Genomic DNA, 24,549 nt, shown 5'->3' with positions numbered 1-24,549 from the left:
GCTAGCGTGACCGCCATGTCGACCACGCCCGAACCGGAACCCGTCGAAGACGGAACGAACCCCGACACCTGCTACGTCGGCCCGATCCGGATCCGGCGAGACCAGCGCGGCAAGACCACGGACCGCCGCCTGCTGGAATGGGTCGACCCGCGCGACGCCACGCGTCGTTCCGAACGGACCATGCGCGACTCCTGGCGGGTCCTGCGCATCCAGTCCGAGTTCGTCGCCGGGTTCGATGCGATGAGCGAGGTCGCCGAGGCCGTGACCGTCTTCGGCTCGGCGCGACTGCATCCGGAGTCGCCGGAATACGCGCTCGGTGTCCGCGTGGGCCGAGCGCTGGGCGAGGCCGGTTACGCGGTCATCACCGGTGGCGGACCCGGTGCGATGGAGGCTGCGAACCAGGGGGCCCATCAGGCCGGGGCGCAGTCGATCGGACTCAACATCGAGCTGCCCTTCGAGCAGGGTCTCAACCCTTGGGTCGATCTCGGCATGAACTTTCGATACTTCTTCGTGCGCAAGACGATGTTCGTGAAGTACGCGCAGGCGTTCGTTTGTCTCCCTGGCGGGATGGGCACCCTCGACGAACTCTTCGAGGCGCTGACCCTGGTGCAGACCAAGAAGGTGGTCCGGTTCCCGATCGTGCTGGTGAGCAGCGACTTCTGGGGCGGCCTGCTGGACTGGATGCGCGACGTCCTCGCCGCGCGCGGGATGATCTCGCCCGAGGATCTGGACCTGCTCACCGTCGTCGACGATCCCGACGACGTGGTCGCCGCGATCGAGGCCGCGACACCCTGAGGGTCGATATGACCTTCCCGGCAGACGATGGCACGATTGCCCGGTGAGTGCTGTCTGCGTCTATTGCGCCTCCGGTCCCGTCGACCAGCCCTACCTCGATCTCGCCGCCGAAGTGGGTCGGACGCTCGCCGAACAGGGGCATGTGGTCGTCTCCGGTGGCGGGAACATCTCCATGATGGGCGCGCTGGTCAACGCCGCTCGCGAGGCCGGTGGCCACACGGTCGGCATCATCCCGCGCGCACTGATGAAGCACGAGGTCGCCGACCTCGGATCGGGCGAACTCGTGGTCACCGAGACCATGCGCGAACGCAAACGCCTCATGGACGAGCGTGCCGACGGGTTCATCACCCTCCCGGGCGGGATCGGGACGCTCGAGGAGCTCTTCGAGACCTGGACCGGGGGCTACCTCGGGATGCACGACAAACCGGTCGTCCTGCTCGATCCTGTCGATTTCTACGCGCCGTTGCTCGACTGGCTGCGAGAGTTGTCGACAACCGGGTTCGTCGCCCGACGATCGCTCGACCGGCTGCTCGTCACGCGGTCGGTCGCCGACGCGGTGGAGTTGGCGACGGCACGGGAAGGCCTTGCTACCGGCCGGTAAGGTAGCGCCTGAGTGCGCGGGGCACTCGAAACGCCAGCGGGAGAGCGGAGGGCAGATGTCCCAAGGGGTCGAGCAGCAGGACAGTCGGCAGCAGAGTGTGAAGAAGACCGTCGGTATCCCCGACATCCTTCGCGGCGTGGTGAAGATGGCGCCACATGCGACCGGGATGATCAAGCACGCGCCGGGGCTCATCCGACGCCCACCGGAGGCCAAGCGGACCATCGGTTCGGTCTTCCAGAAGCACGCGGCCGAGCACCCCGACCGGCCGTTCGTCCGGTTCGAGGGCCGCACGACCACCTACGGCGAGGCCAACCGCCGCGTGAACCGTTACGCCGCAGCACTTTCCGCAGACGGCGTCGGCAAGGGCGACGTGGTGGCGCTGCTCTCCAAGAACTGCACGACCGACCTGCTGCTGATGCTCGCCACCGTCAAACTCGGCGCGATCGCCGGGATGCTGAACTACAACCAGCGCGGTGAGGTGCTCGAGCACAGCGTCGGCCTCCTCGAGGCCAAGGTCCTCATCCACGATCCCGAGTGCGCGGAGGCCTTCGAGTCGATCCCGGAATCGGTCCTGCCCGAACACGTCTACGATTTCGCCGCGTTCGACGCCGCGGCCGAGGGACTCTCGGAAGCCGATCCCGAGGTCACCGAGCAGCTGCCCGCATCGACCAAGGCGTTCTACATCTTCACCTCCGGCACCACGGGGATGCCGAAGGCCAGCGTGATGAGCCACAACCGGTGGCTGGCGAGCCTGTCCGGCATCGGCGGTCTCGCGGTGCGGTTGCGCCACAGCGACACCATGTACGTCCCGCTGCCGCTCTACCACAACAACGCGCTGTCGGTGTCACTGTCCTCGGTCCTCGCCTCGGGTGCGTGCATCGCCATCGGACGCTCGTTCTCGGCGTCGAAGTTCTGGGACGACGTGATCCTCAACCGTGCGACGGCGTTCTGCTACATCGGCGAGCTCTGCCGCTACCTCCTCGCGCAGCCCGAGAAGCCCACGGATCGCCAGCATTCCGTGCACACCGTGGTCGGCAACGGTATGCGCCCGGACATCTGGGACGAGTTCCGCGAGCGTTTCGGGGTCGACCGCGTCGTCGAGTTCTACGGGGCCAGCGAACTCAACCTCGCATTCGTCAACGCGTTCAGCGTCGACAAGACCGCCGGCTTCTGCCCGCTCCCGTACAAGATCGTGGAATACGACGAGGAGGGTAACCCCAAGCGCGGCGACGACGGCCGGCTCGTGAAGGTCGGCCGGGGCGGTACCGGCCTGCTGCTCGCCCAGATCAGTGACCGGGTGCCCGTCGACGGCTACACCGACTCCGAGGAGACCGAGAAGAAGATCATCCGCGACGCCTTCAAGGACGGCGACTCCTACTTCAACTCCGGTGACCTCGTCCGCGATCAGGGCTTCGCGCACATCGCCTTCGTCGACCGGCTCGGCGACACCTTCCGCTGGAAGGGCGAGAACGTCGCCACCACCCAGGTCGAGGGGGCGGTCGACTCCTATCAGGCCGTCGCGCAGTCGGTGGCGTACGGCGTCGAGGTCCCCGGCACCGACGGTCGCGCCGGGATGATCGCGATCAAGCTGCGCGAGGGCGCCGACCTCGACCCGGGCGCATTCGCCCGCCATCTCTACGACGCGCTGCCGTCGTACGCGGTGCCGCTGTTCGTGCGGATCGTCGACGATTTCGAGCAGACCTCGACCTTCAAGAACCGCAAGGTCGAGCTGCGCAAGGAGGGGTACTCCGACGCCGAGGCCGAACGGCTCTACGTGTTGCTCGGCAAGGAGGAGGGCTACACCGAGTTCTACGACGACTACCCCGACGATGTCGCCGCCGCCAAGGTGCCCAAGGGGTGAGTTCCGGCCCGGAGACGTCGGCATCGGACACGCTGTGCGGGCGGCGGGTGCCGACCGACCGCGCGTTGGTGATGGCGATCGTCAACCGCACCCCTGATTCGTTCTACGACCGAGGAGCGAGCTTCGACGACGCCGCCGCCCAGGCGCACGTCGACCGGGTCGTCGCCGAGGGCGCCGACATCATCGACGTCGGTGGGGTCAAGGCCGGACCCGGACGCGAGGTCGACGCCGCGACCGAGGCCGCCCGGGTCGTCGGCATGATCGCCTGGATCCGCGACCGCCATCCGGACGTGCTGATCAGCGTCGACACCTGGCGCAGCGAGGTCGCCGACCAGGCCTGCGCCGCCGGCGCGGATCTCATCAACGACACCTGGGCGGGATTCGACCCCGACGTCGTCGACGTCGCCGCCGAACGCGGGGCCGGGATCGTCTGCTCGCACACGGGTGGCGCGCGGGTGCGGACCCGGCCGCACCGCGTCGCATACGGGGATTCGGTCGACGCGGTGGTGGCCGACGTGATCCGGGAGGTGACCTCCGCGGCCGACCGGGCGCTCGCTGCCGGGGTGCGTCGAGACTCGATCGTTATCGATCCGACGCACGATTTCGGCAAGAACACTCACCACGGGCTGGCTCTGTTACGTGGTGTGAAAGATCTTGTAAACACGGGCTGGCCGGTCCTGATGGCGCTGAGCAACAAGGATTTCGTAGGGGAGACTCTGGGTACAGACCTAACGCACCGATTGGAAGGGACTCTGGCCGCGACAAGTCTGGCCGCCGCCCAAGGCGCCCGGATCTTCCGCGTCCACGAAGTCGCTGCCACTCGTCGCGTGGTCGACATGGTCGCTGCCATCGCGGGAGCGAAACCACCCGCCCGAACAGTCAGGGGACTCGCATGACCAAGCAGCAGAAGCGACGTAAGCCCAGCACCGTCAGCCGGGACAAGGCCGCCATGTGGCCGACGGTCGCCCAGACCCCGGGGACCGAGCAGCGCTGGTCGGCAACCCACACCTGGGAGCAGCCGGACTGGCCGATCGACGACCTCGTCGACGCGAAGAACGGCCGGACCATCTCGGTGGTGCTGCCCGCGCTGAACGAGGAAGAGACCGTCGCCGACGTCATCGCCACGATCATGCCGCTGTACGGCACCGTGGTCGACGAGATCATCGTCCTGGACTCCGGTTCCACCGATGCCACCGCCGAGCGCGCGCTCGCCGCCGGTGCGCAGGTGATCTCCCGCGAGGAGGCAGTACCCGAGCTGGACCCGGTCAAGGGCAAGGGCGAGGTGCTGTGGCGTTCGGTCGCCGTGGCGACCGGCGACATCATCGCATTCGTCGACTCCGATCTCATCGACCCGGACCCGATGTTCGTGCCCAAGATGCTCGGTCCGCTCCTGCTGAACCCCGAGATCCAGCTGGTCAAGGGCTACTACCGGCGCCCGCTGCGCACGGGCGGTACGCACGACGCGAACGGTGGCGGACGCGTGACCGAGCTCGTGGCACGCCCCCTCCTGGCATCCCAGAAGCCGGATCTCACCGCGGTCCTCCAGCCACTCGGCGGCGAGTACGCCGGCACCCGCGAGTTGCTCTCGTCGGTTCCGTTCGCGCCGGGCTACGGGGTCGAGATCGGCCTTCTCATCGACACCTATGACCGGTACGGCCTGGCCGGGATCGGTCAGGTCAACCTCGGGGTCCGAACCCATCGCAACCGCCCGCTGGTGGAATTGGGGGTCATGAGCCGCCAGATCGTCGGAACCCTGATGCGCCGCTGCGGCATCGAGGACTCGGGCGTCGGGCTCACCCAGTTCACCGCCGAACCCGACGGCTCCTTCACGCCGCACACCACCGAGGTCTATCTCGAGGATCGTCCGCCGATGAACACCGTGCGCGCCCTGGCCCCCAAGGCCGAGGAGATGGCCTCCTAGCCGGCTCCGGACCTGATGGGCCAGACCTGATGAACCCGGCCCCGACCCGGCGACGCCGCCCGCCCTGACGCGGGCGGCCGTCGCCGGGTCGGTGCTGTGCCGGGCCGTCGTCCGGGCGCTTCTGCCAGGATGGAACGCATGCAGACGCTGCTGCTGTACCTGCTGATCATGGGACTCGTCGTCGCGATCGTGTTCGCTGTCGTCTGGTTCGTGTTCGGACGCGGAGAAGATCTGCCGCCGGTCGAGCCCGACACCACGCTCACCCGGTTGCCGTCGGTGGGCATCACCGGCGAGGACGTGCGTGCGTTGCGCTTCGCCCAGACCCCGCGTGGTTACAAGCAGGCCGAAGTCGACTGGGCGCTGGCACGTCTCGCGCGTGAGGTCGACGACCTGCGGTCGGTGATCACGCGTCTGCGCGAACGGGAGTCGGTGCCCGGGGCGGAAGCGGTCGGATCGGCGGACGATCCGGACGTCGACGTCGCCGGGAACGGCGGCGTGGACGCCGGGCGGTCCGGCCCGCCGAGCACCCCCCAGTAGGGGCCGTACGTCGAGACCGCGCGGCGCGCGTGTCGCGCACTGACAATCGTGTGCGACCCGGGCACGTATCATGTTCGGAGCAGGGACCTTGAAGGGAGCTTGAGAATGGCGGCAATGAAGCCACGTACTGGGGACGGCCCCCTCGAAGCGGCCAAAGAAGGGCGTGGAATCGTTGTCCGGATTCCGATCGAAGGTGGAGGTCGACTCGTCGTCGAGCTGACCGCCGACGAAGCAGCCGCGCTGGGCGAGGAACTCCGCGGGGTAACCGGCTGAACATGCCCCACGAGGGCAGTTCCCATGAGGCCCGGGCGGACCCACCGACTCCGCACCGGGCGCATGGCCTCACTTCGGTACTCGAGATCCTGCGCTGCCCGGTGTGTACCGGGCGCCTGTCGGCCGACGGCGCGTCGCTGCGCTGTCCGCAGGCGCATTCTTTCGACCTCGCCCGCCAGGGCTATGTCTCACTGCTCGACGGCCGGTCCGGCGCGCTGCGCGCCGACACCGCAGCCATGGTGGCCGCCCGAGCCCGCGTGCACGACTCCGGTTTCCTGCTCCCCGTGGTCGATTTCGTCGCCGGCCGCGCGGCCGAGGTCACGGGTGGACACGACCGGCCGGTGATCCTCGACGCGGGGGCCGGTGGCGGACACTATCTTCGCGCCGCGGTCGAGGCGAGCGGGGTGCCCGGCGGTGACGGACGGTCCTCGGCCGCCGGAATCGGCCTGGACCTCTCGAAGTACTGCGCGCGGGCCATGGCGCGGGGACCCCGGCCCCTCGCTGCCGTCGTCGCCGACGTCTGGCGCGGCCTGCCCGTCGTCGATGACGCTGTCGCGGTGGTGCTCTCGGTGTTCGCGCCGCGCAACGCGAGCGAGTTCGCCCGCGTACTGGCCCCTGATGGCGCACTGATCATCGTGAGTCCGGGGCCCGACCACCTCGGCGAACTCATCGAGCCGATGGCGATGCTGCGTGTCGACGAGGCCAAATCCGAGCGCCTCCGTGCCTCGCTCGACGCGGGCTTCGAATTGGTCGACGAGTCACCTGTCCGGTACTCCGCCGACGTCGACGCGCAGACCGTGGGGGATCTGGTCGCCATGGGCCCGTCGGCATTTCACTCCAACGAGGCCGACATCCGCTCGCGGGCCGCGGCCTTCGCCGGGGACGGTCGGGTGCCGGTCACGGTGTCGGTCGTGGTGACCACGTGTCGGCCCGTCCGCGGACGCTCACCCGCTCAGCGCCGTACGGACTCGTAGACACCCAGCGTCTGTTCGGCGATCGACGCCCAGGAGAACTCGGCCTCGGCGCGTTCGCGGCCGGCCACCCCCATCGCCGACGCCGCCGCCGCATCCGAGGCCACCGCGTTCACCGTGTCGGCGAGATCGTGTTCGAAGGTCGCCGGATCGACGGGGTCGTACCGCACGAGGCGGCCGGTGACGTTGTCGCGCACAACCTCGGGGATGCCGCCGACCGCCGAGGCCACCACCGCGGTACCGCAGGCCATCGCCTCGAGGTTGACGATGCCCAGCGGTTCGTACACCGATGGGCACACGAAGACCGTTGCCGCGGTCAAGACTTCGCGGATCCGGGGGAGTGGGAGCATCTCGCGCACCCAGTGGACGCCGGGACGCGAGGCGGAGAGTTCGCCCACCGCGCTCTCGATCTCGGCGCCGATCTCCGGCGTGTCGGGGGCACCAGCACAGAGGACGAGCTGGATGTCCGGATCGAACCGGTGCGCCGCGGCCACCAGATGTGCGACGCCCTTCTGCCGGGTGATCCGGCCGACGAACGCCACGATCGGGCGGTCCGGGTCGAGCCCGAGTGCGGTCGGCGTCGAGTCGGGTCCGAACGGATCGTCGACCGGGAACCATTGAGATGTGTCGATCCCGTTGCGCACCACATGGACACGCTCAGGGTCCAGACGCGGGTAGGTGTCACAGATCTCGGTGCGCATCCCCGAGCTCACCGCGATCACCGCGTCGGCGTACTCCACCGCGTTGCGTTCCACCCAGCTCGACACCCGGTACCCGCCGCCGAGTTGCTCGGCCTTCCACGGGCGCGACGGTTCGAGCGAGTGGGCGGTCAGCACGTGCGGCACGTCGTAGAGCTGTCCCGCCAGGTGCCCGGCAAGGCCGGTGTACCAGGTGTGGGAGTGCACGACGTCGGCACCGGACGCACCCACCACCATCCGCAGATCGGCCGACAGCGTCGTGATCGCCGCATTCGCCCCGGCCAACCCCGGGTCGGGGGTGTACACCGAGGCGGTCTCCCGCTCGGCGCCCATGCAGTGCACGTCGACGGTGATGAGATCGCGCAGATACCGGACCAATTCGGTGACGTGGACCCCGGCGCCGCCGTAGACCTCAGGTGGATATTCCCGTGTCATCATCGCCACCCGCATGATCTCGACGCTAGTGCCAACGCGCGCAGATCGCCATCGGTGCTGCCAAACCCCGGTCGCGGCCGACGCCACGCATACTGACCGCCCGGTCATCTGGCCGACGGCTTCGATCGCGGTTAAGTTGGGGGAGTGAGATCTGAGCCGCACGTCCTCGGCATCGTCCTCGCAGGCGGCGAAGGCAAGCGTCTGTACCCGCTGACGATGGACCGCGCCAAACCTGCGGTGCCCTTCGGCGGTGCCTACCGACTCATCGACTTCGTGCTGTCCAACCTGGTCAATGCCGGTTACGAGCGCATTTGCGTGCTGACACAGTACAAGTCGCATTCGCTGGACCGGCACATCTCGCAGACCTGGTGGACGTCGGGATTCCACGGCGAGTACATCACCCCGGTGCCGGCCCAGCAGCGACTCGGACCACGCTGGTACACCGGCAGTGCCGATGCGATCTTCCAGTCGATGAACCTCATCACCGACGAACGACCCGAGTACATCGTCGTCTTCGGAGCCGATCACGTGTACCGGATGGACCCGTCGCAGATGGTGGCCGCGCACATCGAATCCGGCGCCGACGTCACGGTGGCCGGGATCCGCGTGCCCCGAGCGGAGGCGGTGGCCTTCGGCTGCATCGACTCCGACGAGAGCGGGAAGATCACCCGCTTCCTGGAGAAGCCGGCCGATCCGCCCGGCACGCCGGACGATCCCGACGTGACGTTCGCGTCGATGGGCAACTATGTGTTCACCACCGAGGCGCTGGTCGACGCGCTGCGCGCCGACGCCGCCGACTCGGACTCCGACCACGACATGGGCGGTGACATCATCCCGGCCTTCGTGCGCCGGGACACCGCCTTCGTCTACGACTTCAAGGACAATCAGGTACCCGGTGCCACCGAACGCGACACCGGTTACTGGCGCGACGTCGGAACCCTGGATGCGTTCTACGAGGCGCACATGGACCTGGTGTCGGTCCACCCGATCTTCAACCTCTACAACGGCCGCTGGCCCATCCGCGGCGAGACCCACAACCTGCCGCCCGCCAAGTTCGTCCAGGGCGGGGTCGCGGAGGACTCCGTGGTCGGTTCCGGATGCATCATCTCCGCCGGCACGGTGCGCAACTCCGTGCTGTCGTCGAACGTCATCGTCGAGGACGGCGCGGTGGTCGAGGGCAGCGTGCTGATGCCCGGCGTGCGCGTCGGCAAGGGCGCGGTGGTCCGCAAGGCCATCCTCGACAAGAACGTCGTGATCGGTGACGGCGAGCAGCTCGGTGTCGATCTCGAGGCCGACCGCGAACGGTTCTCGGTGAGCGCCGGCGGTGTGGTCACCGTCGGCAAGAACATCCAGGTCTGACGACCGCCCTTCGTGGCTCGCTTCGCTCGCACCTCAGGGAGCGGGGGTTGGCCCGTCGCGTAGGGCCGCGTCGATGAGCGTCGCGATGTCGTCTCCGGCGTCGTCCGGAAGCGCGTCGACCGGCCACCAGCGGAGGTCCACGGACTCGTCACTGCATACGACGCGGGGGAGTTCACCGTCGGGCGTCGGGGCGGCGACCACCCGGTAGCGGACGTCGAGGTGGCGGGTGGGGACTCCCAAGGAGCAGGTGATCGGGTGGGTGTGGAGGTGGACCATCCCGTCACCGGCGAGCGTGGGGTCGGCGGTGTCGAGCACGAGTTCGGGCATGCCCGACTCTTCTCGCGCCTCGCGTAGCGCCGCGCCGGCGAGGGAATCGTCGGAGGGTTCGCAGTGACCGCCGAGCTGTATCCACTTCCCGACGCGGGGGTGCAGGGTCAGCAGGACGTGTCGGCGCGTCGCGTCGAAGACGATCGCCGAACCCGTCAGATGTCCTGGTGCGCAGGCCCGAAGACACCCGTCCGGGGACGCGGCGAGGAACGCGAGATATGCGTGACGCAGGGAGTCCTGGGCGGGATCGGGTGTCTCCCACCGTGTCAGGGCCTCGACGGCGGAGGCGTGCAGCGACTCGGCGGTCACAGTTCGACGACCCACTCCGCGGTGGGGGCGGGGTCGCGCAACCCGGCCGGTTCGAGCGGATGTCCGATGGCGACGGCCCCCAGCGGTTCCCAACTCGGATCCAGATCGAGAACGCGGCGCACCGTCGGCGCGGCGAAGATGGTCGACCCGACCCAGCAGCTGCCGATGTCGCGGACCGCCAGCGCGGTGAGCAGGGTCGCGACCGCCCCGCCCGCGGCCACGGTGAACATCGTGTGCTCGGCGGCGTTGCGACGATCATCGGGGTAGTCGTGGGCGCCCTCGGGTACGAGGAACGGGATCACCAGTTCCGGGGCGTCGTAGAGGATCTGCCCGCGTCGAAGTCGCTTCTCGATGGATTCGGCTGTCTTGGAGTCCGATTCGAGGTCGGTGCGCCAGTCGCGCGTCATCGCGTCGAGCAGTTCGCGGCGTCGCGAGGCGGAACGCAGCCACACGAAGCGGACCGGATGTGTGTGGTGGGGTGCCGGGGCGGTGAGCGCCTCGGCGAGGGCGTCGCGCATCTCCGCGGGGTCGACGGGCCGGTCGGCGAAGGTGCGCACCGAACGCCGGGTGCGGATGGCCTCTCGGCGGCCCTCTGCGATCGCCTCTTCGGTCCCGAGACGGAACAGGTCCTCGTCGTAGGGACGGATGAGGTCGGCGGCGGTGGTGCCGTCGTCGGCCGGAGCGAATCCGCGGACGACGGCGACCGGGACGGCGGCGAGCTTGCCCTTGACGAGGTCCGCCGCAGCGGCGAGTTCGTCGGCCACCGCTATCTCGGTGACGATCAACGGATTCCCGTAGTCGTCGACGCCGCCCTCGTAGGGATGGGTCACGGCGATGCCGGCCGCGCCGATGGCGACGTCGGTCTGTCCGGTCCGCCAGGCCCGACCCATCGTGTCGGTGATGATCACCGCGACGTCGAGGCCGGCGGCGTCGGCTATGGCACGCCGCAGTGACGCCGCACTGCGGTCGGGGTTCTCCGGCAGGAGTGCCAGTTGGTCGCTGCGCACATTCGAGCCGTCGATCCCGGCCGCTGCCTGCACCAGGCCGAGGCGGTTCTCGGTGATGAGGGTTCGGTTCTTGCGGGCCAGGACGCGCACCGATTCGGCGTCGACGAGGCGACGACGCAGCGCGTCCCGCTCCTCGGGGTCGCTGGGCGCGTCGACCATCCGCCCTTCGGCCTTGGAGATGATCTTGCTGGTGACCACCAGGACGTCGCCGGACTCGAGCCAGGGTGCGGCGCCGAGGATCTCACCCGCGACGTCGGAGTCGGCGGTGAACTCGGGCAGGCCGGTCACCGGCCGGATCTCGAGATGTCCCGGTGCGCGGTGGTCGGGGCGAGCGGTCACCGCACGCCCTTGTTGGTCTCGGGCAGCGGTACGTCGACGAGCGCGCAGGCCGCACGCACCATCTGCGCGGTGGCCGCGGGGTCGGTCATGAGCAGCGGTGCGGCGCCGACGGCGATGCCGTCGACAGCGGCGTGGTCACCCTCGGCGATGAGCCAACCGTCGAGAATCCCGTTGCCGCTGCGGGCGCCGTAGTGTCCGGCGATCCCCTGTGCCGAGGACTCGACCTCGATCACGGACAGGCACTCGTCGGCCATGCCGCGCAGGGGACGGTTGTCGATGACCGGTGAGATCCCGACCACCGGGGCCCTGGTCTGGCGCAGCGCGCTGCGCATCCCGGGAACACTGACGATGGCGCCGATGCTCACGACCGGGTTCGACGGCGCGAGGAGGATGACATCGGCGTCGGCGATCGCGTCGAGGACGCCGGGTGCCGGCGCCGTGTCGTCCGAACCGACCTGCGCGAAGCCGAAGGTGGGGATCTGCGCGCGATGGCGTACCCACCATTCCTGGAAGTGGATCGCGACCCGTTCGCCGTCCTCGCCGTCGGGTTTGGCGACCACGACGTGGGTTTCGTGACGATCGTCGGTGACGGGCAGGAGCCGCACCCCGGGGACCCAGCGCCGGCACAGGGCGGCCGTGACGTCGGACAGCCGGTACCCGGCGTCGAGCATCTGGGTCCGGATGAGGTGGGTCGCGAGATCGCGATCGCCGAGTCCGAACCAATCCGGGTCGGCCCCGTAGGCGGCGAGTTCCTCTTTCGCGCGCCAGGATTCGTCGCGCCGACCCCACCCGCGTTCGGGATCGATCCCGCCCCCGAGGGTGTACATACAGGTGTCGAGGTCGGGGCAGATGCGGACGCCGTGCATCCAGGCGTCGTCGCCCACGTTCACGACGGCGGTGATCTCGTGCTCGTTCGCCGGGGCGCCGGACGCGTCGTCCTGGGGGGCCGGGAACGCCGTCGGGCCGAACAATTCGCGCACACCGAGGAGGAATCGTGCCCCTCCGACGCCCCCGACGAGTACGGTCACCTTCACAGCAGGTACTCCTTCACACCGCCACTGTAGTGCGCGGTGTGAGTCGGCGGTCAGGCGCTGTCGGTGCGGTGCGGATGGTTTCGACCCGTGCCGGGTTCGGTGTGACATTCACGTCGGGTTGAGGTCAATGTCGTGTCGAGTCACAGGGTTGTCGGATCCTGGTGGTAAACAGAGAATCTTTGACTTCAACTTGACCGGGACCGCCTTGGGCGTGTGTAATCACATCAGTGTCATTCCGAGTTTGAGATCGAGAACCTTCGGATCGAAAACCGCTGGACTTCAACGGATTCGATCGTATGTTCGAACTCGGGAGAGGGTCGGTTCCGGCACTTCGCGGGCCGTCGCTCGGGCGCTGTGTACGTCTGATGTGGGTGTTTCCACATCCGTAGTACAAGTGGTGTGGCAACAGTGGTGGGTGCGGCACACAGGCCGTGTTCGCAGAGGACGCAGAAACTACCAACATCCCGAGCTAGGAGGCGCCGACGATGGCTTTGGAAAACCCGATCGGCAATCCGCTTGAACCACAGAACCGCCCGCAATTCACCGCCGAATTCAACACCCTTGGCCCCGTTGATGATTCGATGATCGGCGGCACCGCTGCCGCGTCGGCCATCGGCATCGGGACCGACTTCGGGTCGCCGCACGGGCCCGTCGCCGACGATGCCGACCCGGGTCGTCGTCATCTTTCGTTGGTGCCCAACGACTTCGACGATCTCTTCGACGCCGTCGAAGAGCAGTGGCAGGACCGTGCCCTGTGTGCGCAGACCGACCCCGAGGCGTTCTTCCCGGAAAAGGGTGGGTCGACACGTGAGGCCAAGCGGATCTGCCAGGGCTGCGAGGTCAAGTCCGAATGCCTCGAGTACGCACTGCACAACGACGAACGCTTCGGTATCTGGGGCGGCCTGTCGGAGCGTGAGCGCCGGCGTCTCAAGCGCGGCATCATCTGACCGGCGTCACCATCTGAGCGGACGGCTCGCGACGGAGTCGTCCCCACCGATCATCGACCGCGGATCACTCTGGTCCGCGGTCGATCGTGTCTTCGTCGACGCCCAGATGCGTCGCCACCTGTTGCACGAGTACCTCGTGGATCAGATCCAGCAACTCGGTGCCCTTCTTGGCCCGGGACTCCAGTGGCCGGCGGAACAGGATGATCTGCGCCCGCGTCGGTGCGCCGTTCACATCCATCCCGGCCGGGATCAGCCGTGCGAGCGGCACCGCACCGTCGGCGGTCACCTCGTCGGGCCACTCGACTGTCTCGGGGTCGCGGGGCAGGAGCCGGGGGATCTCGTCGACGGCGATGTCGAGTCCGGCGATCTGGTCATGCCACTGCGCGTCGATCTCGGCGAACGCCTCCAGGGCGACCGCGTCGAATTCATCGGACCGGCTGTTGTGGGCGGGCACGCCCTGTGGCAGCAACGGCGAGCGCAGTCCCCGTCCGCGACGATCGCGGTGACGACCCGTCCGCCGACGACCGCGGCGCGCCTCCGGCAGGCCGGAGGAGCCACGTGGAGTCGGCTTCGGGTCGATACGCATGGCGAGAGTGTAGGAGGTCGGACGAGTCCGTGTCTCCTCCGGTCACTGCGTGTCTGCTCCGGCGGTCCGGGTCTTCGCCGGCCGCCCGCCCGGTGAGCGTGTCGCCGACGCGGTTGCGAGCGACGAGGGCTAATCTCGTCACGTGAAGCTTCCCCGACTGTGCTGCCGACCCGGCTGCGCCCGATCCGCGGTGGCTACCCTGACCTTCGTCTACGCCGAGTCGACCGCGGTGATCGGTCCGCTCGCGACGTCGCAGGAGCCGCACTCGTGGGACCTGTGCGACGATCACGCCCGCCGGATCACCGTCCCGCGCGGCTGGGAGATGCTGCGCAGCGAGCGGGGATTCTCCGCGCCGCCGGCCGAGGATCAAGAGCTGACCGCGCTCGCCGAGGCGGTTCGGGAAGCCGGAGCCGTCGCCGGCGGTGGACGCCCGCGGTACGTCGACCGCAGTCCGATCGACGCCCTCGACGCCTTCGAGGACACCGCGTTCGTCGAGGCCCATCGCGATGCCGTGGACGACCGTCGGACGGGTCGGCACCGCGCCGGCCCGGTCGATGCACCGTCGCAGCCGGCCGGGGCCCCGCGACACCAGACCCGGCCGCGCCCGGGGCGCCGCGGACACCTGCGGGTACTGCCGGACCCGGTCGACTGACCGGTCACCACCGCGCGGGGGGCGTGGACCACACAGCCACTGTGCCGAGTACGTGCGCGCCGACTCCGCGACCTGGCTACCCTGGTGACATGCGAACCGGTTCCCCCGACCTCGACGACGCCGAGGAGCTGATCTCGGCCGATGTCGACGGTTTGCTGAGAGCGGTCGCGCTCGCCGGCGCACAGGTGCGCGCCGTCGCCGAAGCGGTACGCGAAGGCGTGCTCGCCCCGCTCGCGGACCTGCGTCCCCGTAGCGTCATCGTGGTCCACGGTTCCAGCGGCGTCTCCCATCGGGCGACCGACTTCGCGGTGGCCACGCTCGGGGCCCGGGTGGACGTCCCGGTGGTCAGTGGTCCGGTGTTGCCCGGGTGGATCGGCCCGCTCGACGTCGTGATCGTCGCCGGCGACGATGCCGGGGACATGGCGCTCGCCGACGCCGCCGCGCGGGCGTTACGCCGGCGGGCCGAGGTCGTGGTGGTCGCCCCCGTGGCCGGGCCTCTTCGAGATGCGCTGGGCGGCAACGGGATCAACCTTGCGCCGCGGTTCGACATCGAACCCCGCTTCCGCTTCGTGGGGTTCGCCGCCGCGCTGCTCGCGGTGTTCGGTGCGCTGACCCAGGTCCGGTTCACCGGGAGCGTGCCCGCACTCGACGACCTCGCCGACGCACTCGACGACGAGGCCTCGACCGGACACCCGGCCCGCGACGCCTTCCACAATCGCGCCAAATCGCTGGCGCTGCGCGTCCGGGGCCGCCCCACCGTCTGGACGGCGGACAGCCCGGCCGGCGCGGCCATCGCCCGGCATGCCGTCGCCGGGCTCGTCGGACTCTCCGGGATCGTCAGCGCCGCAGCCGAACTCACGGACGTCTCGCGAATGGTGCAGTTGCTCGGGTCGCGCTCGGATGTCGCACCGAGTGCGGACTCGATCTTCTACGACCCCGACTTCGACGGACCGCCGGCAGCTCCCGCGCCGCGTGTCCAGGTCGTCTCGACGGGGCGGCGGGAATGGTTCACGCGTCAGCGGATCACCGGTCTCGGCGAGGTCGATCTCCTCGTCGGAATCGATCGTGCGCAAGAGACTTCGGCCGCCGGGGGCGCGGACGGCCGCGAGTGGGAGGACCGGCGTCCGGCGCCGGGTGAGGATCCGGTGGCCGACGGCCCGGGGGATGTACTGGATTTCCTGATCGTGGCACTACGGGTCGAGATGGCGGCGGTGTACCTCCGCCTGGTTGGGAACGCGTTGCAATGAGGATCATCGACGGAGTGGTGCGGCCATACGCCTGGGGGTCGCGGACCGCGATCGCGTCCATGCAGGGTAGGTCCGTGCCGTCGGCGCACCCGGAGGCGGAGCTGTGGTTCGGGTCCCATCCCGCGGGGTCGGCTCGGTGCGTCGATGTCGCCGGGATCGAGCAGGATCTCGTCGACGTGATCGACGCGGATCCGATCGGTACGCTCGGCGCGGCAAGCACGGCGGCTTTCGGCGAGCGTCTGCCGTTCCTCCTGAAGGTGCTCGCCGCCGAGGAACCGCTGTCCCTGCAGGCACATCCGTCCGCCGAACAGGCCCGGGCAGGATTCGAACGCGAGAACTCCCGCGGTGTCGCGCTCGAAGCCCGCGACCGCAACTACCGCGATCCATGGCACAAGCCCGAACTGATCGTCGCGACGACCCAGTTCGACGCCCTGGCCGGCTTCCGTCGACCGGAGGACACCATTCGGTTGCTCCGCGCACTGCAGGTCAGTGAGCTCGACCCCTATCTGGGGATGCTCGCGGGGCAGCCGGACTCGGAGGGGCTGCGGGCGCTCTTCACGACGTGGCTGACGCTGCCCGAGTCGCTGCTCCGTCAGCTGGTCCCGGCGGTACTCGCCGGCGCGGTCACCGTGCTGAGCGCGGGTGAGACGGAGTTCGTCGCCGAACTGCGGACGGTGTGTGAACTCGGGGAGGCCTACCCGAACGATCCCGGTGTCCTGGCATCGTTGCTGCTCAACAACATTCACCTTGAACCCGGGCAGGGGCTCTATCTGTCCGCGGGCAACCTGCACGCCTACCTCCGCGGTACGGGCGTGGAGATCATGGCGAACTCCGACAACGTGCTGCGGGGCGGACTGACGCCCAAACACATCGACGTTCCCGAGTTGTTGCGCGTCCTCGACTTCACCCCGGTCGATGTCTCGGACCTGACCCCGCAGATCCGGACCGTCGGCGCCGAGCGCGTGTACCTCACCCCCGCTCCCGAATTCCGGCTGTCGCGTGTCGAACTCGACGGGACGGGCCTCCACCACGCCTCGTCGATCTGCTTCGACATGCCGGGCCCGCAGATCCTCGCCGTGCTCAGCGGCGCGGTGGAGGTCCGACCGGCGGGTGGGAACCCGCTCACCGTGACGGCCGGACGGGCGGTGTGGATCACCGACGACGACCCGGACGTCATCGTCCGCGCGGCGTCGGCTCGTGCGGTCTTCTACCGCGCGCTGGTGCCGGCCGCGGTCTCGGCGCAACCCGACCTGACCTCATCGGTGGCGTCCGCGTCCGAATGATGTCAGTCCGTCAGCGCCGAACCGGAGTAGCCGCAGCGGTGCCCGCGGGTTCGGGGTAGCCGCCGATCAGGTTCCATTCGTCGGGGGTCGCGACCATGGTGACCAGGATCGGCCGCCCGCCGGTGTCGAGTGCGATGTCCTGTGGCGTGCGCGGATTCTGACGCAGCGCGACGGTGGCGCCGTCGGCGGGTTCGCCGAGGCCCGGTGCGACGACGATCATCCGCGTGGTGTCGGGCTGTGGGGAAGGTGGCGCCACACCGTCGACGATGACCAGGCCGGGGCCGGGGCGCGCCGGGGTGCGGTCGCCCGAGAGTGACAGCGCGCTCGGATCGCCCACGGCGGTGACCACCGGGGTCCACCGGTGCGGGCGGTCGGTGTGCACGCGCACCGCGGCACCGACCGCGACTGCGCGGAGAGCGATCTGGGCCACGACGTGAATGCCCGCGGCGACCGAGACCGTGGAGATACCGGGTCCGACGAGCCGGGTGGCGACCGCGCGGCCGGCGTGATCGGCGCCGATGAGCTGGCCGCAACCGCCTGCCGGGATACGCGCCGAGGCGAGGAACGCCTCCGCCTCCGAACCCGTGAGTGCGGGTATGGCCCGGTCGAGCCGGGTCGGCGTCGAGATGGGGAGACTCGCTGCGAGAGCGTCGAACTGGCGGCCGTCGAGGGGGATCAGACCCGCGGGCCATCCACCGAGTGCGCGCCTCGCCGCGGGGAACTCGTTGACGCGGACGATCCCGGACACCTCGACCGTCGTGCGATCGCCGCGACGCCTGCCCTCGGTGACTCGTGGGCACAACTTCACGGTGACGGTCGTCGAGACCGCGGAGTTGACCCAGATGCCGCGCAGCACGTCGGTCAGGGCGGCCGGTTCGACGGCGGCGCTGCGCATCCGCAGACCGGCGACGCCGACCGAGTCGCGTTCCTCGACGAGCGAGTCGAGGCTCGCGCCCTCGATGAGCTGCGCCGTGATGGCGGTGATCTGTGCCGCCGACAGGATGGTCGTCGACAAGCCGTGTTCGGCGAGCCTCTTGGCGACGCGGCGGGTGGTCACCGTCGCGGTGCGCAGTGCACCGGTCGCGCCGCCCCCGCGGCGGGCGACGGCGTCGGCGCAGTCGAGGGGATTGAGCCGGAGGACGACCAGCACCGACCGTTGGGCCGTCGCCGACAGCGGGCCCAGGGTGCGGTCGTAGGTGTCCGGCGCGATGCCCGAACCCCACACGCGCACACCGTGACTGATGACCTCGATGGAGCTGAGCCGGATGTCGTAGGGACTGATGCACTCGGCCAGGACGCCGAGGGGCACCACCTGGCCCGATTCGTCGCCGAGTTCGCTGTGGCCCGGGGTCAGGTAGGTGACGGCCGGGCTGCCCGGGTCCACCCGGACGACGGTGACCAGGGTGTCGCCGACCCACCTCGCGCCGATGGTCGTCGGAGCCGATGTCCGCCGTGCGGTGGCGTGGGTGCTGGGGGCGGGCAGCGGTATGTCGAACGGGGCCGGGGCGAGATCGCCGTGGTCGCGGCGCATCCGCGACCAGGAGAACGACAGATTCGCCACGATTCGACCGAACACCGACGGCCGGCCGCCGACCCGCACCAGACCTGCGGAGACGACCGCGGCCACGCCGAGTGCGGTCGCTCCCCAGACGCTGCCGGACACCACCCAGACGACGAGTCCGAGCGCCAGCACCGCCTCGATCACGACGAGTGTGGGCAGTGCCATCCCACGTCTGTTCCGCTCCACGGTTGCGACCCCCTCGATCACCGCTGCCGACTGCCGCGTGCCGTCCACCGAGAGTGTGCACAAGCGGTGGAGCCCCACACGTCAGGGGCATGTTTGTCGGCTAGGCTACTACCGCGCGGCAGGGGGTGTGCCGCAGGAGATCACAACCCGCTCGCCGCCGGAGAAGGTCCGACGCCGCGGCCCGGGTGCGGACAGGGGGAGCCGTGGCACGTCAGCTGACGACCAAAGCCCAGGTCAACGGCTACCGTTTCCTGATCAAGAGGCTCGAGCACGCGCTGGTACGACGCGATGTCCGGATGTTGCACGATCCCATGCGTTCACAGTTGCAGGCGCTCGTGGTCGGGACCGTCCTCGGCTTGTTGGTCCTCGGCGGGTGCGGAATCTGGGGCCTGATCCGGCCGCAGGGGTCCGTCGGCGACGCCACGATCATCGTCAGCAAGAACAGCGGCAGCACCTACGTCCTGATCGAGGACACCCTGCATCCCGTCCTCAACCTGGCCTCGGCACGGCTGGTGACGGGTAGCTCGGAGTCGCCGACCTCGGTCGGGGACAACAAGCTCAAGCCGTACCCGCGCGGACCCCTGCTGGGCATCCCGGGTGCGCCGGCGGCACTGCCGAAGTCGTCGCACCCGGACTCCTCCACCTGGACGGTCTGCGATTCGTCGACCGTGTCGGACGCGCCGGCCGAGTCGATCGAGCAGACCGTCATCGCCGAGACGCCGCGTCTGGGTGACGCGATCGGGACGGCGCGCCCCGCCGACGCCGTGCTCGTCGATGGCGGCGACGAGACCTTCCTGGTGTATCAGCTGTTCCGGGACGGTGTCTGGAGTCCGGTCCGTGCCGCTGTCGACACCGAGAGCGCGCCCGTCATGCGGGCTCTCGGCCTCGAGGGGGCCACGCCCCGGCAGATGTCCACCGGCCTGCTCAATACCTTCCCACTCGTCGATCCGCTTGCCGTGCCGGAGATCTCGGGTGCCGGCCAGCCCGGGGCAGTCGACGGCGCGAGTGTCGGCAGTGTCGTCAAGTCGGTCGGTGTCGACGACACGACGTCCTATCATCTGGTGCTGCGCGACGGGGTGCAGGAGATCAGCGCCCCGACCGCCGAACTCATGCGGCTGGCCGACTCCGACGCAGCTCCGGTGACCACCGTCGCCCCGGGGCAGCTCGCCGCGCTGAGAACCGTGGAGTCGGAACCCGTCTCGGACTTTCCCGAAGTCGCGCCGTCGCTGCTGGACGTGAGCGGCGATCCGACGCTGTGCCGCACCTGGACCCGCGGGACGGGGGAGCCCCGCGCACAGACGACGTTGCTCGCGGGGCGCGAACTGCCGCTCGCGTCGGACGCGGTGCCGGTCCGGCTGACGTCGTCCGATGGTGCCGGACCGAACCTCGACGCGGTCTACATGCCGCCCGGCTCGGGTGAGTATCTGCAGGTGACCGGCAACGAGTCGGACAGCTCGCGCACCGAATCGCTGTTCTACGTCAACGATTCGGGTGTGCGGTTCGGCGTACCGGACTTCGAGACCGGCGGCATCCTCGGGCTCGGGGATTCACCATCCCGCGCGCCGTGGTCGGTGGTGTCGCTGCTCGCGCCCGGGCCGACCCTCTCGCGCGAGCACGCCCTTGTCGCGCACGACGGCCTGGAGACCGCACGACTCGACGCCGGCGCGGAGCACACCGAAGGACCCTCGACCGGCGGATGATCGACGGCGCTCCCGCCGCGGCCCTACGTGAGCGGGCCGCCGACGATGTTGCCGACGATCCCGCGGATGACGTTGGTGCCGTCCTCGGATCGCAGTTCCTCGTACCAGGCCGCGGTCGCCTCCGGGTCCTTGCCGTGCGTGACGTCGCAGCGCTTGCGTGCGCGGAGCACGAGGTCGGCGGCCCGTTCGGTGCGTGACGCCTCATAGGTCGTGAGGGCCGCGTGCAGGTCGTCGGGGTGATCACGGAAGGCGAACTGCAGGGCGATCGCATCTTCCATCGCCGAACAACCACCCTGCCCGATGTCGGGGGTGGTGTTGTGTGCGGCGTCGCCGAGTAGTGCTACATGTCCCCGGACCCAGGTGTGGAACGGATCGATGTCGAGGATCTCGACGCGGTTGGTGGTCGCGGGATCCAGTGTCTCGATGAGCTTCTGGACGCCGGGCGCCCATCCGGCGAACTCCTCGGCGAGCACCTCGCGTGCGGTTCCACGTTCGAACGGAACCCCTTCAGGCATGGTCACGTCGAAGAAGAAGTAGAACCGGTTGCCCGCCACCGGCATCACCGATACCCGACGCGAATCGCCCACGTAGGTGGTCCATTCGGTGGCCGGTCCGATCTCCTCGTCGATCGGGACGAGTCCGTTGAAGTTCACGTACCCCGCGTAACGACGCTCGACCGCGTGACCGAGCACATGGTCGCGGGCAAGCGATCTCGCACCGTCGGCGGCGATGACGACATCACCCTGGGCAGTGGTGCCGTCGGCGAATTCGACCGTGGCGCCGTCCGGACCGTCGTGGACGGCGACCATCTTCTTGCCGAACCGGATCTCGTCGTGGCCGAAGGCGTTCATGAGCATGAGCTGGAGTTCGGCGCGTGCGATCGGGTAAGGACGTTGCCCGACCTCGTCGATGAGCGGTGCCATGCTGAAGCGGCACATCGTCTCTCCGGTGAATGCGTCGATGTAGCTCATCGAATCGACGATGCCGCCCAGCGCGGCGGTCTCGGCTTCGAGGCCGAGGTGGTTCAGGCACTTGACCCCGTTGGACCACACCGAGATCGCCGCGCCGACGGGGCGGTTCTCGGTGACCTGCTCGTATATCTCGACCTCGTGCCCGAGCTGTCGCAACGCGATGCCCGCCGAGGTCCCGCCCATACCGGCGCCGATGATCACAGCTTTCACAGGAACCCAGGCTAGGTGTCCGCGAGCCGCGGCGCGCGGCGAGTACGCCGGACACCTCGCCGCCTGACCGCCGCCGCGAGGACGTCGTGACCGGGATGGACCCGACGGGTCAGGACCGGTCGTGTCCGGTGACGAGCGCGGTGACCATGTCCTGCCACTGATGGGTGATCGTCTCGAGGTCGAGCCCGACGTCCACCAACAGGTAGCGGACCGAACTCGCCGAGAGCGGCGCCTGGACAGTGAGGGCCAGGAAATCCAGCGCGCCGTCGAAACCCAACTGGCGCAACAGGATCTGCACATGCTGGGTGGACGTTCGGGCCACCGGGTGACTCATGAAGTCCTCGGCGCCGGCGCCGGCCTCCAGCAGGATGTCGAGGTGGTCGGCGGTGAGCTTGAGGCGAGCGCGACCGTAGGCGAGGAGTCGGTCGAGCGGGGGAGCGCCGGGACCCAGCGGCTCCGGACCGGACAGATACGCCTGCTGGATCTCGGACTCGCTGTGGTCGAGGAGAGCGAGCATGAGCCCGGTCCGGCTGCCGAAGCGACGGAACACTGTGCCCTTGCCCACACCCGCTTCGCGGGCAACCGCCTCCATCGTCACCGCGGCCGCACCGTGGTGATCGATGAGGTTCTTGGCGGCAGCCAGCAGCAGACGCCGGTTACGTGCGGCGTCGGCACGTTCGGTCCCCGAAGAATTGAGAGAGATGTGGAGTGGGGAGTGGTCGGGCCCGTTTGGCACGTGATGAGCGTAACTCTTGACCAGATGCGGAATGAATCGGACCCTGGTCCGGTTAGAGCATGTCGTAGACAAGGTCGCGTGGACTTCCACGGACCCCTGTGCCATCGAGAGGAATCACATGTCGGAACGAGTCGTCGAACTGGTCGCGCTGGTCGGAAGCCTGCGTACGGCCTCGGTCAACCGCCAGCTCGCCCACCTGGCCGCGGACAATGCGCCGTCGGGAGTCTCCATCACGGTCGTCGACAATCTCGGCTCGCTGCCGTTCTACAGCGAGGACATCGACATCGAGGAGCAGCTCGACCCAGCCGTGGCGAACCTGCGCCAGGTCGTCGGCGCCGCCGACGGCGTGCTGATCGCAACCCCCGAGTACAACGGCACCATCCCCGCCGCACTCAAGAACGCCATCGACTGGTTGTCGCGGCCCTACGGCACCGGCGCGCTCACGGGCAAGCCCGTCGCGGTGCTGAGCGCGGCCCTCGGCCAGTACGGCGGCGCGTGGACCCGTGAGGACACCCGTAAGTCGGTCGGCATCGCCGGCGGTCGCGCGATCGCGGAAGCCGACCTCGGTCTGCAGCTCGCGGCACTGCCCGAGGCCGGCCTGGATTCTCCGGAGGTCGTCGAGAAGGTCGTCGCGTCCGTCACCCGGCTCGTCGACGAGGTCGCTGTCAGCGCCTGACCCACACCGACGTCCCGACGCCGCGCCCGGCCCTTGCCCGGCGCGGCGTCGTCGTGTCCGGGGGTGCCGGCGTCGGGCCGCGAGTGCGACCGGGGGCGGATGTGGATGGTCGGTGGACATGTTGTGGACCGCCTCGGGACAGCCTGTGAACGACACGCCGGACACGCGGAGGACACGCGGGGGATTTGTGATCGTGCACCGCTCCGACCTGCATGTCTTCCATCAATGTTATTCACAAGCCCTTGTGGTGACCAGAAAAGTCAGCCACTAGGTGTAGTGTTTGAGCTACCAGTCAGGCAGACGACGAGAAGCAGTTCGACTCCTCGGAGAAAGCCACCACGATGGTGATCCAGGTCACCATCTTCACGCTGGGAAACCGCACGTCACTGGCGATTCCTACGACCCGAGGAGTACCTCCGAATGTCTATCACCGTCTACACGAAGCCGGCCTGCGTCCAGTGCAATGCCACCTACAAGGCCCTCGACAAGCAGGGTCTGTCCTACGAGATCGTCGACATCAGCGAAGATGCCGAGGCGCGTGACTACGTGATGGCGCTCGGCTACCTGCAGGCACCCGTCGTGGTCGCCGGCGACGCGCACTGGTCGGGCTTCCGTCCCGACCGCATCAAGGCACTCGCCACCGCCGCTGCCTGATCTGTCGTCACCATCACGGTGACATCGCCCGCCCGACCGACGGTTCGGAGGCGATCCGACGGGGAAGCCGGATCACGCCGCACCGCGGGGTCATCGAGGAAATGGTCACGCCGCTCACGGCGTTGACACCGACAGTGCCGGGCCGGACACGGCCGGCGAGATCGACGAGAACGACCAGGCTGGAGGAGACATGGCGGCAGAATCGCCGTTGATCGTGTACTTCTCCTCCGTCTCGGAGAACACCCACCGGTTCGTCGAGAAACTGGACATGCGCGCCGCGCGCATCCCGGTCCTCGATCGGACCGGTGTTTTCCGTGTCGACGAGCCGTATGTCCTGGTCTGCCCGACCTACGGCGGGGGCAAGGCGACGGGGCAACCCGGCGGCTACGTTCCCAAGCAGGTCATCCGCTTCCTCAACGACGAACACAATCGGTCATCGATCAGGGGGGTGATCGCGGCGGGTAACACGAACTTCGGCGAGGAGTTCTGTTACGCCGGCGATGTCATCGCACGGAAGTGCCACGTCCCCTACCTCTACCGGTTCGAATTGATGGGCACCTCCGACGATGTCGACCGCGTCCGCGCGGGACTCGCCGAATTCGCCCAGAGTCCGGCGTTCGCGGCGAGCGTGTCGCTCAGCGCCTCGCCCGCCTGACCTGCGGATTCCGCTCGA

Annotated in this window: 25 protein-coding genes; 17 read left to right on the top strand and 8 right to left on the bottom strand. The window is 69.0% G+C overall.

The window, feature by feature from the left end:
- Nucleotides 1–15 precede the first annotated feature (15 nt).
- From FFS52_RS05055 to FFS52_RS05020, 8 genes are all read left to right on the top strand, one after another.
- On the top strand, nucleotides 16–795 hold the full coding sequence (locus FFS52_RS05055; protein ID WP_137809035.1) for a TIGR00730 family Rossman fold protein: 780 nt from the start codon (nucleotides 16–18) through the stop codon (nucleotides 793–795).
- A gap of 43 nt (nucleotides 796–838) precedes the next feature.
- Entirely contained in the window at nucleotides 839–1,396 is a 558-nt protein-coding gene (locus FFS52_RS05050) for a TIGR00730 family Rossman fold protein (RefSeq protein WP_137809034.1), read from the top strand.
- 55 nt (nucleotides 1,397–1,451) lie between these two features.
- Nucleotides 1,452–3,257, top strand: coding sequence for a long-chain-acyl-CoA synthetase (locus FFS52_RS05045; protein WP_137809033.1), 1,806 nt, complete (start codon nucleotides 1,452–1,454; stop codon nucleotides 3,255–3,257).
- A gap of 71 nt (nucleotides 3,258–3,328) precedes the next feature.
- Nucleotides 3,329–4,153: a dihydropteroate synthase gene (gene folP, locus FFS52_RS05040; RefSeq protein WP_137809065.1), complete on the top strand. Its 825-nt coding sequence runs from the start codon at nucleotides 3,329–3,331 to the stop codon at nucleotides 4,151–4,153.
- Entirely contained in the window at nucleotides 4,150–5,178 is a 1,029-nt protein-coding gene (locus tag FFS52_RS05035; protein WP_137809032.1) for a glucosyl-3-phosphoglycerate synthase, read from the top strand. Before folP ends, FFS52_RS05035 begins: the two co-directional genes overlap by 4 nt.
- 138 nt (nucleotides 5,179–5,316) lie before the next feature.
- Nucleotides 5,317–5,715, top strand: a complete 399-nt coding sequence (locus FFS52_RS05030) for a DivIVA domain-containing protein (RefSeq protein WP_137809031.1) — start codon at nucleotides 5,317–5,319, stop codon at nucleotides 5,713–5,715.
- A 105-nt stretch (nucleotides 5,716–5,820) separates the two neighbouring features.
- Nucleotides 5,821–5,988 carry a DUF3117 domain-containing protein gene (locus FFS52_RS05025; protein ID WP_004019232.1) on the top strand — a complete coding sequence of 56 codons (168 nt, stop codon included), beginning with the start codon at nucleotides 5,821–5,823 and terminating at the stop codon, nucleotides 5,986–5,988.
- 2 nt (nucleotides 5,989–5,990) lie between these two features.
- Nucleotides 5,991–6,962: a putative RNA methyltransferase gene (locus FFS52_RS05020; RefSeq protein WP_137809030.1), complete on the top strand. Its 972-nt coding sequence runs from the start codon at nucleotides 5,991–5,993 to the stop codon at nucleotides 6,960–6,962.
- Here FFS52_RS05020 and glgA read toward each other — a convergent pair.
- The gene (gene glgA / locus FFS52_RS05015) at nucleotides 6,941–8,107 is read right to left on the bottom strand and encodes a glycogen synthase (protein WP_212743638.1); all 1,167 of its coding nucleotides are present in this window, start codon (nucleotides 8,105–8,107) and stop codon (nucleotides 6,941–6,943) included. The two genes, FFS52_RS05020 and glgA, sit on opposite strands and share 22 nt — an antisense overlap.
- A 129-nt stretch (nucleotides 8,108–8,236) precedes the next feature.
- Here glgA and glgC point away from each other — a divergent pair, with 129 nt between their 5' ends.
- Entirely contained in the window at nucleotides 8,237–9,451 is a 1,215-nt protein-coding gene (gene glgC / locus FFS52_RS05010; protein WP_065632647.1) for a glucose-1-phosphate adenylyltransferase, read from the top strand.
- A 33-nt stretch (nucleotides 9,452–9,484) separates the two neighbouring features.
- Here the strand turns inward: glgC and FFS52_RS05005 are convergent, their stop codons facing one another.
- Genes FFS52_RS05005 through cofD form a run of 3 tightly spaced genes read right to left on the bottom strand, consistent with a single transcriptional unit; the run spans nucleotide 9,485 to nucleotide 12,467 of the window.
- Nucleotides 9,485–10,087 carry an NUDIX domain-containing protein gene (locus FFS52_RS05005; protein ID WP_065632648.1) on the bottom strand — a complete coding sequence of 201 codons (603 nt, stop codon included), beginning with the start codon at nucleotides 10,085–10,087 and terminating at the stop codon, nucleotides 9,485–9,487.
- Complete coding sequence (locus FFS52_RS05000; protein ID WP_065632649.1) at nucleotides 10,084–11,433, bottom strand: coenzyme F420-0:L-glutamate ligase; 1,350 nt, start codon at nucleotides 11,431–11,433, stop codon at nucleotides 10,084–10,086. Before FFS52_RS05000 ends, FFS52_RS05005 begins: the two co-directional genes overlap by 4 nt.
- Nucleotides 11,430–12,467: a 2-phospho-L-lactate transferase gene (gene cofD / locus FFS52_RS04995; protein ID WP_137809029.1), complete on the bottom strand. Its 1,038-nt coding sequence runs from the start codon at nucleotides 12,465–12,467 to the stop codon at nucleotides 11,430–11,432. The genes FFS52_RS05000 and cofD overlap by 4 nt, the downstream gene beginning before the upstream one ends.
- 689 nt (nucleotides 12,468–13,156) lie before the next feature.
- Between cofD and FFS52_RS23625 the strand changes: the two genes are divergently transcribed.
- Nucleotides 13,157–13,414, top strand: coding sequence for a WhiB family transcriptional regulator (locus FFS52_RS23625; RefSeq protein ID WP_171011557.1), 258 nt, complete (start codon nucleotides 13,157–13,159; stop codon nucleotides 13,412–13,414).
- Between the two features lie 64 nt (nucleotides 13,415–13,478).
- On the opposite strand, the gene FFS52_RS04985 is transcribed toward FFS52_RS23625, so the two are convergent.
- The gene (locus FFS52_RS04985) at nucleotides 13,479–14,000 is read right to left on the bottom strand and encodes a metallopeptidase family protein (protein ID WP_058252540.1); all 522 of its coding nucleotides are present in this window, start codon (nucleotides 13,998–14,000) and stop codon (nucleotides 13,479–13,481) included.
- A gap of 142 nt (nucleotides 14,001–14,142) precedes the next feature.
- Here FFS52_RS04985 and FFS52_RS04980 point away from each other — a divergent pair, with 142 nt between their 5' ends.
- The 3 genes from FFS52_RS04980 to manA all read left to right on the top strand — a co-directional run bounded on the left by FFS52_RS04980 (nucleotide 14,143) and on the right by manA (nucleotide 17,182).
- Complete coding sequence (locus FFS52_RS04980) at nucleotides 14,143–14,652, top strand: DUF3499 domain-containing protein (protein ID WP_171011554.1); 510 nt, start codon at nucleotides 14,143–14,145, stop codon at nucleotides 14,650–14,652.
- A gap of 89 nt (nucleotides 14,653–14,741) precedes the next feature.
- Nucleotides 14,742–15,899 carry a hypothetical protein gene (locus tag FFS52_RS04975; protein ID WP_058252542.1) on the top strand — a complete coding sequence of 386 codons (1,158 nt, stop codon included), beginning with the start codon at nucleotides 14,742–14,744 and terminating at the stop codon, nucleotides 15,897–15,899.
- A complete protein-coding gene (gene manA, locus FFS52_RS04970) occupies nucleotides 15,896–17,182 on the top strand; it encodes a mannose-6-phosphate isomerase, class I (RefSeq protein ID WP_137809028.1) in 1,287 nt (428 codons plus the stop codon). The genes FFS52_RS04975 and manA overlap by 4 nt, the downstream gene beginning before the upstream one ends.
- Nucleotides 17,183–17,192: 10 nt before the next feature.
- Here manA and eccE read toward each other — a convergent pair whose 3' ends face one another.
- A complete protein-coding gene (gene eccE / locus FFS52_RS04965; protein ID WP_249357859.1) occupies nucleotides 17,193–18,908 on the bottom strand; it encodes a type VII secretion protein EccE in 1,716 nt (571 codons plus the stop codon).
- Between the two features lie 224 nt (nucleotides 18,909–19,132).
- Between eccE and eccB the strand changes: the two genes are divergently transcribed.
- Nucleotides 19,133–20,629 (top strand): type VII secretion protein EccB, encoded by a 1,497-nt coding sequence (gene eccB, locus FFS52_RS04960; RefSeq protein WP_137809026.1) that lies wholly within the window; start codon nucleotides 19,133–19,135, stop codon nucleotides 20,627–20,629.
- A gap of 23 nt (nucleotides 20,630–20,652) precedes the next feature.
- On the opposite strand, the gene hpxO is transcribed toward eccB, so the two are convergent.
- Together hpxO and FFS52_RS04950 are read right to left on the bottom strand one after the other, a co-directional pair.
- The gene (gene hpxO, locus FFS52_RS04955) at nucleotides 20,653–21,810 is read right to left on the bottom strand and encodes an FAD-dependent urate hydroxylase HpxO (RefSeq protein WP_058252545.1); all 1,158 of its coding nucleotides are present in this window, start codon (nucleotides 21,808–21,810) and stop codon (nucleotides 20,653–20,655) included.
- A 109-nt stretch (nucleotides 21,811–21,919) separates the two neighbouring features.
- Nucleotides 21,920–22,546, bottom strand: a complete 627-nt coding sequence (locus FFS52_RS04950) for a TetR/AcrR family transcriptional regulator (RefSeq protein ID WP_065632656.1) — start codon at nucleotides 22,544–22,546, stop codon at nucleotides 21,920–21,922.
- A 118-nt stretch (nucleotides 22,547–22,664) separates the two neighbouring features.
- Between FFS52_RS04950 and FFS52_RS04945 the strand changes: the two genes are divergently transcribed.
- The 3 genes from FFS52_RS04945 (at nucleotide 22,665) to nrdI (ending at nucleotide 24,531) form a co-directional block, all read left to right on the top strand.
- Complete coding sequence (locus FFS52_RS04945; protein ID WP_078112944.1) at nucleotides 22,665–23,222, top strand: NAD(P)H-dependent oxidoreductase; 558 nt, start codon at nucleotides 22,665–22,667, stop codon at nucleotides 23,220–23,222.
- A gap of 420 nt (nucleotides 23,223–23,642) precedes the next feature.
- Entirely contained in the window at nucleotides 23,643–23,876 is a 234-nt protein-coding gene (locus tag FFS52_RS04940) for a redoxin NrdH (RefSeq protein WP_004019249.1), read from the top strand.
- A gap of 190 nt (nucleotides 23,877–24,066) precedes the next feature.
- Nucleotides 24,067–24,531 (top strand): class Ib ribonucleoside-diphosphate reductase assembly flavoprotein NrdI, encoded by a 465-nt coding sequence (gene nrdI, locus FFS52_RS04935; RefSeq protein ID WP_137809025.1) that lies wholly within the window; start codon nucleotides 24,067–24,069, stop codon nucleotides 24,529–24,531.
- The last annotated feature ends 18 nt before the right edge of the window (nucleotides 24,532–24,549 follow it).

The sequence above is a fragment of the Gordonia sp. ALPHA1B1 genome (genome assembly GCF_005502615.1).
Lineage (GTDB): Bacteria > Actinomycetota > Actinomycetes > Mycobacteriales > Mycobacteriaceae > Gordonia > Gordonia hongkongensis.
Note: the sequence above shows the minus strand (reverse complement) of the source record. Positions and strands in the feature narration are given on the sequence as shown.

What these genes read in the sequence shown, in the direction of transcription:
- FFS52_RS05055 (WP_137809035.1), top strand. Translation starts at nt 16, where the DNA reads ATGTCGACCACGCCCGAACCGGAACCCGTCGAAGACGGAACGAACCCC.
- FFS52_RS05045 (WP_137809033.1), top strand. Translation starts at nt 1,452, where the DNA reads ATGTCCCAAGGGGTCGAGCAGCAGGACAGTCGGCAGCAGAGTGTGAAG.
- folP (WP_137809065.1), top strand. Translation starts at nt 3,329, where the DNA reads ATGGCGATCGTCAACCGCACCCCTGATTCGTTCTACGACCGAGGAGCG.
- FFS52_RS05035 (WP_137809032.1), top strand. Translation starts at nt 4,150, where the DNA reads ATGACCAAGCAGCAGAAGCGACGTAAGCCCAGCACCGTCAGCCGGGAC.
- FFS52_RS05030 (WP_137809031.1), top strand. Translation starts at nt 5,317, where the DNA reads ATGCAGACGCTGCTGCTGTACCTGCTGATCATGGGACTCGTCGTCGCG.
- FFS52_RS05025 (WP_004019232.1), top strand. Translation starts at nt 5,821, where the DNA reads ATGGCGGCAATGAAGCCACGTACTGGGGACGGCCCCCTCGAAGCGGCC.
- FFS52_RS05020 (WP_137809030.1), top strand. Translation starts at nt 5,991, where the DNA reads ATGCCCCACGAGGGCAGTTCCCATGAGGCCCGGGCGGACCCACCGACT.
- glgA (WP_212743638.1), bottom strand. Translation starts at nt 8,107, where the DNA reads ATGCGGGTGGCGATGATGACACGGGAATATCCACCTGAGGTCTACGGC.
- FFS52_RS04985 (WP_058252540.1), bottom strand. Translation starts at nt 14,000, where the DNA reads ATGCGTATCGACCCGAAGCCGACTCCACGTGGCTCCTCCGGCCTGCCG.
- FFS52_RS04975 (WP_058252542.1), top strand. Translation starts at nt 14,742, where the DNA reads ATGCGAACCGGTTCCCCCGACCTCGACGACGCCGAGGAGCTGATCTCG.
- manA (WP_137809028.1), top strand. Translation starts at nt 15,896, where the DNA reads ATGAGGATCATCGACGGAGTGGTGCGGCCATACGCCTGGGGGTCGCGG.
- eccE (WP_249357859.1), bottom strand. Translation starts at nt 18,908, where the DNA reads ATGGCACTGCCCACACTCGTCGTGATCGAGGCGGTGCTGGCGCTCGGA.
- FFS52_RS04945 (WP_078112944.1), top strand. Translation starts at nt 22,665, where the DNA reads ATGTCGGAACGAGTCGTCGAACTGGTCGCGCTGGTCGGAAGCCTGCGT.
- FFS52_RS04940 (WP_004019249.1), top strand. Translation starts at nt 23,643, where the DNA reads ATGTCTATCACCGTCTACACGAAGCCGGCCTGCGTCCAGTGCAATGCC.
- nrdI (WP_137809025.1), top strand. Translation starts at nt 24,067, where the DNA reads ATGGCGGCAGAATCGCCGTTGATCGTGTACTTCTCCTCCGTCTCGGAG.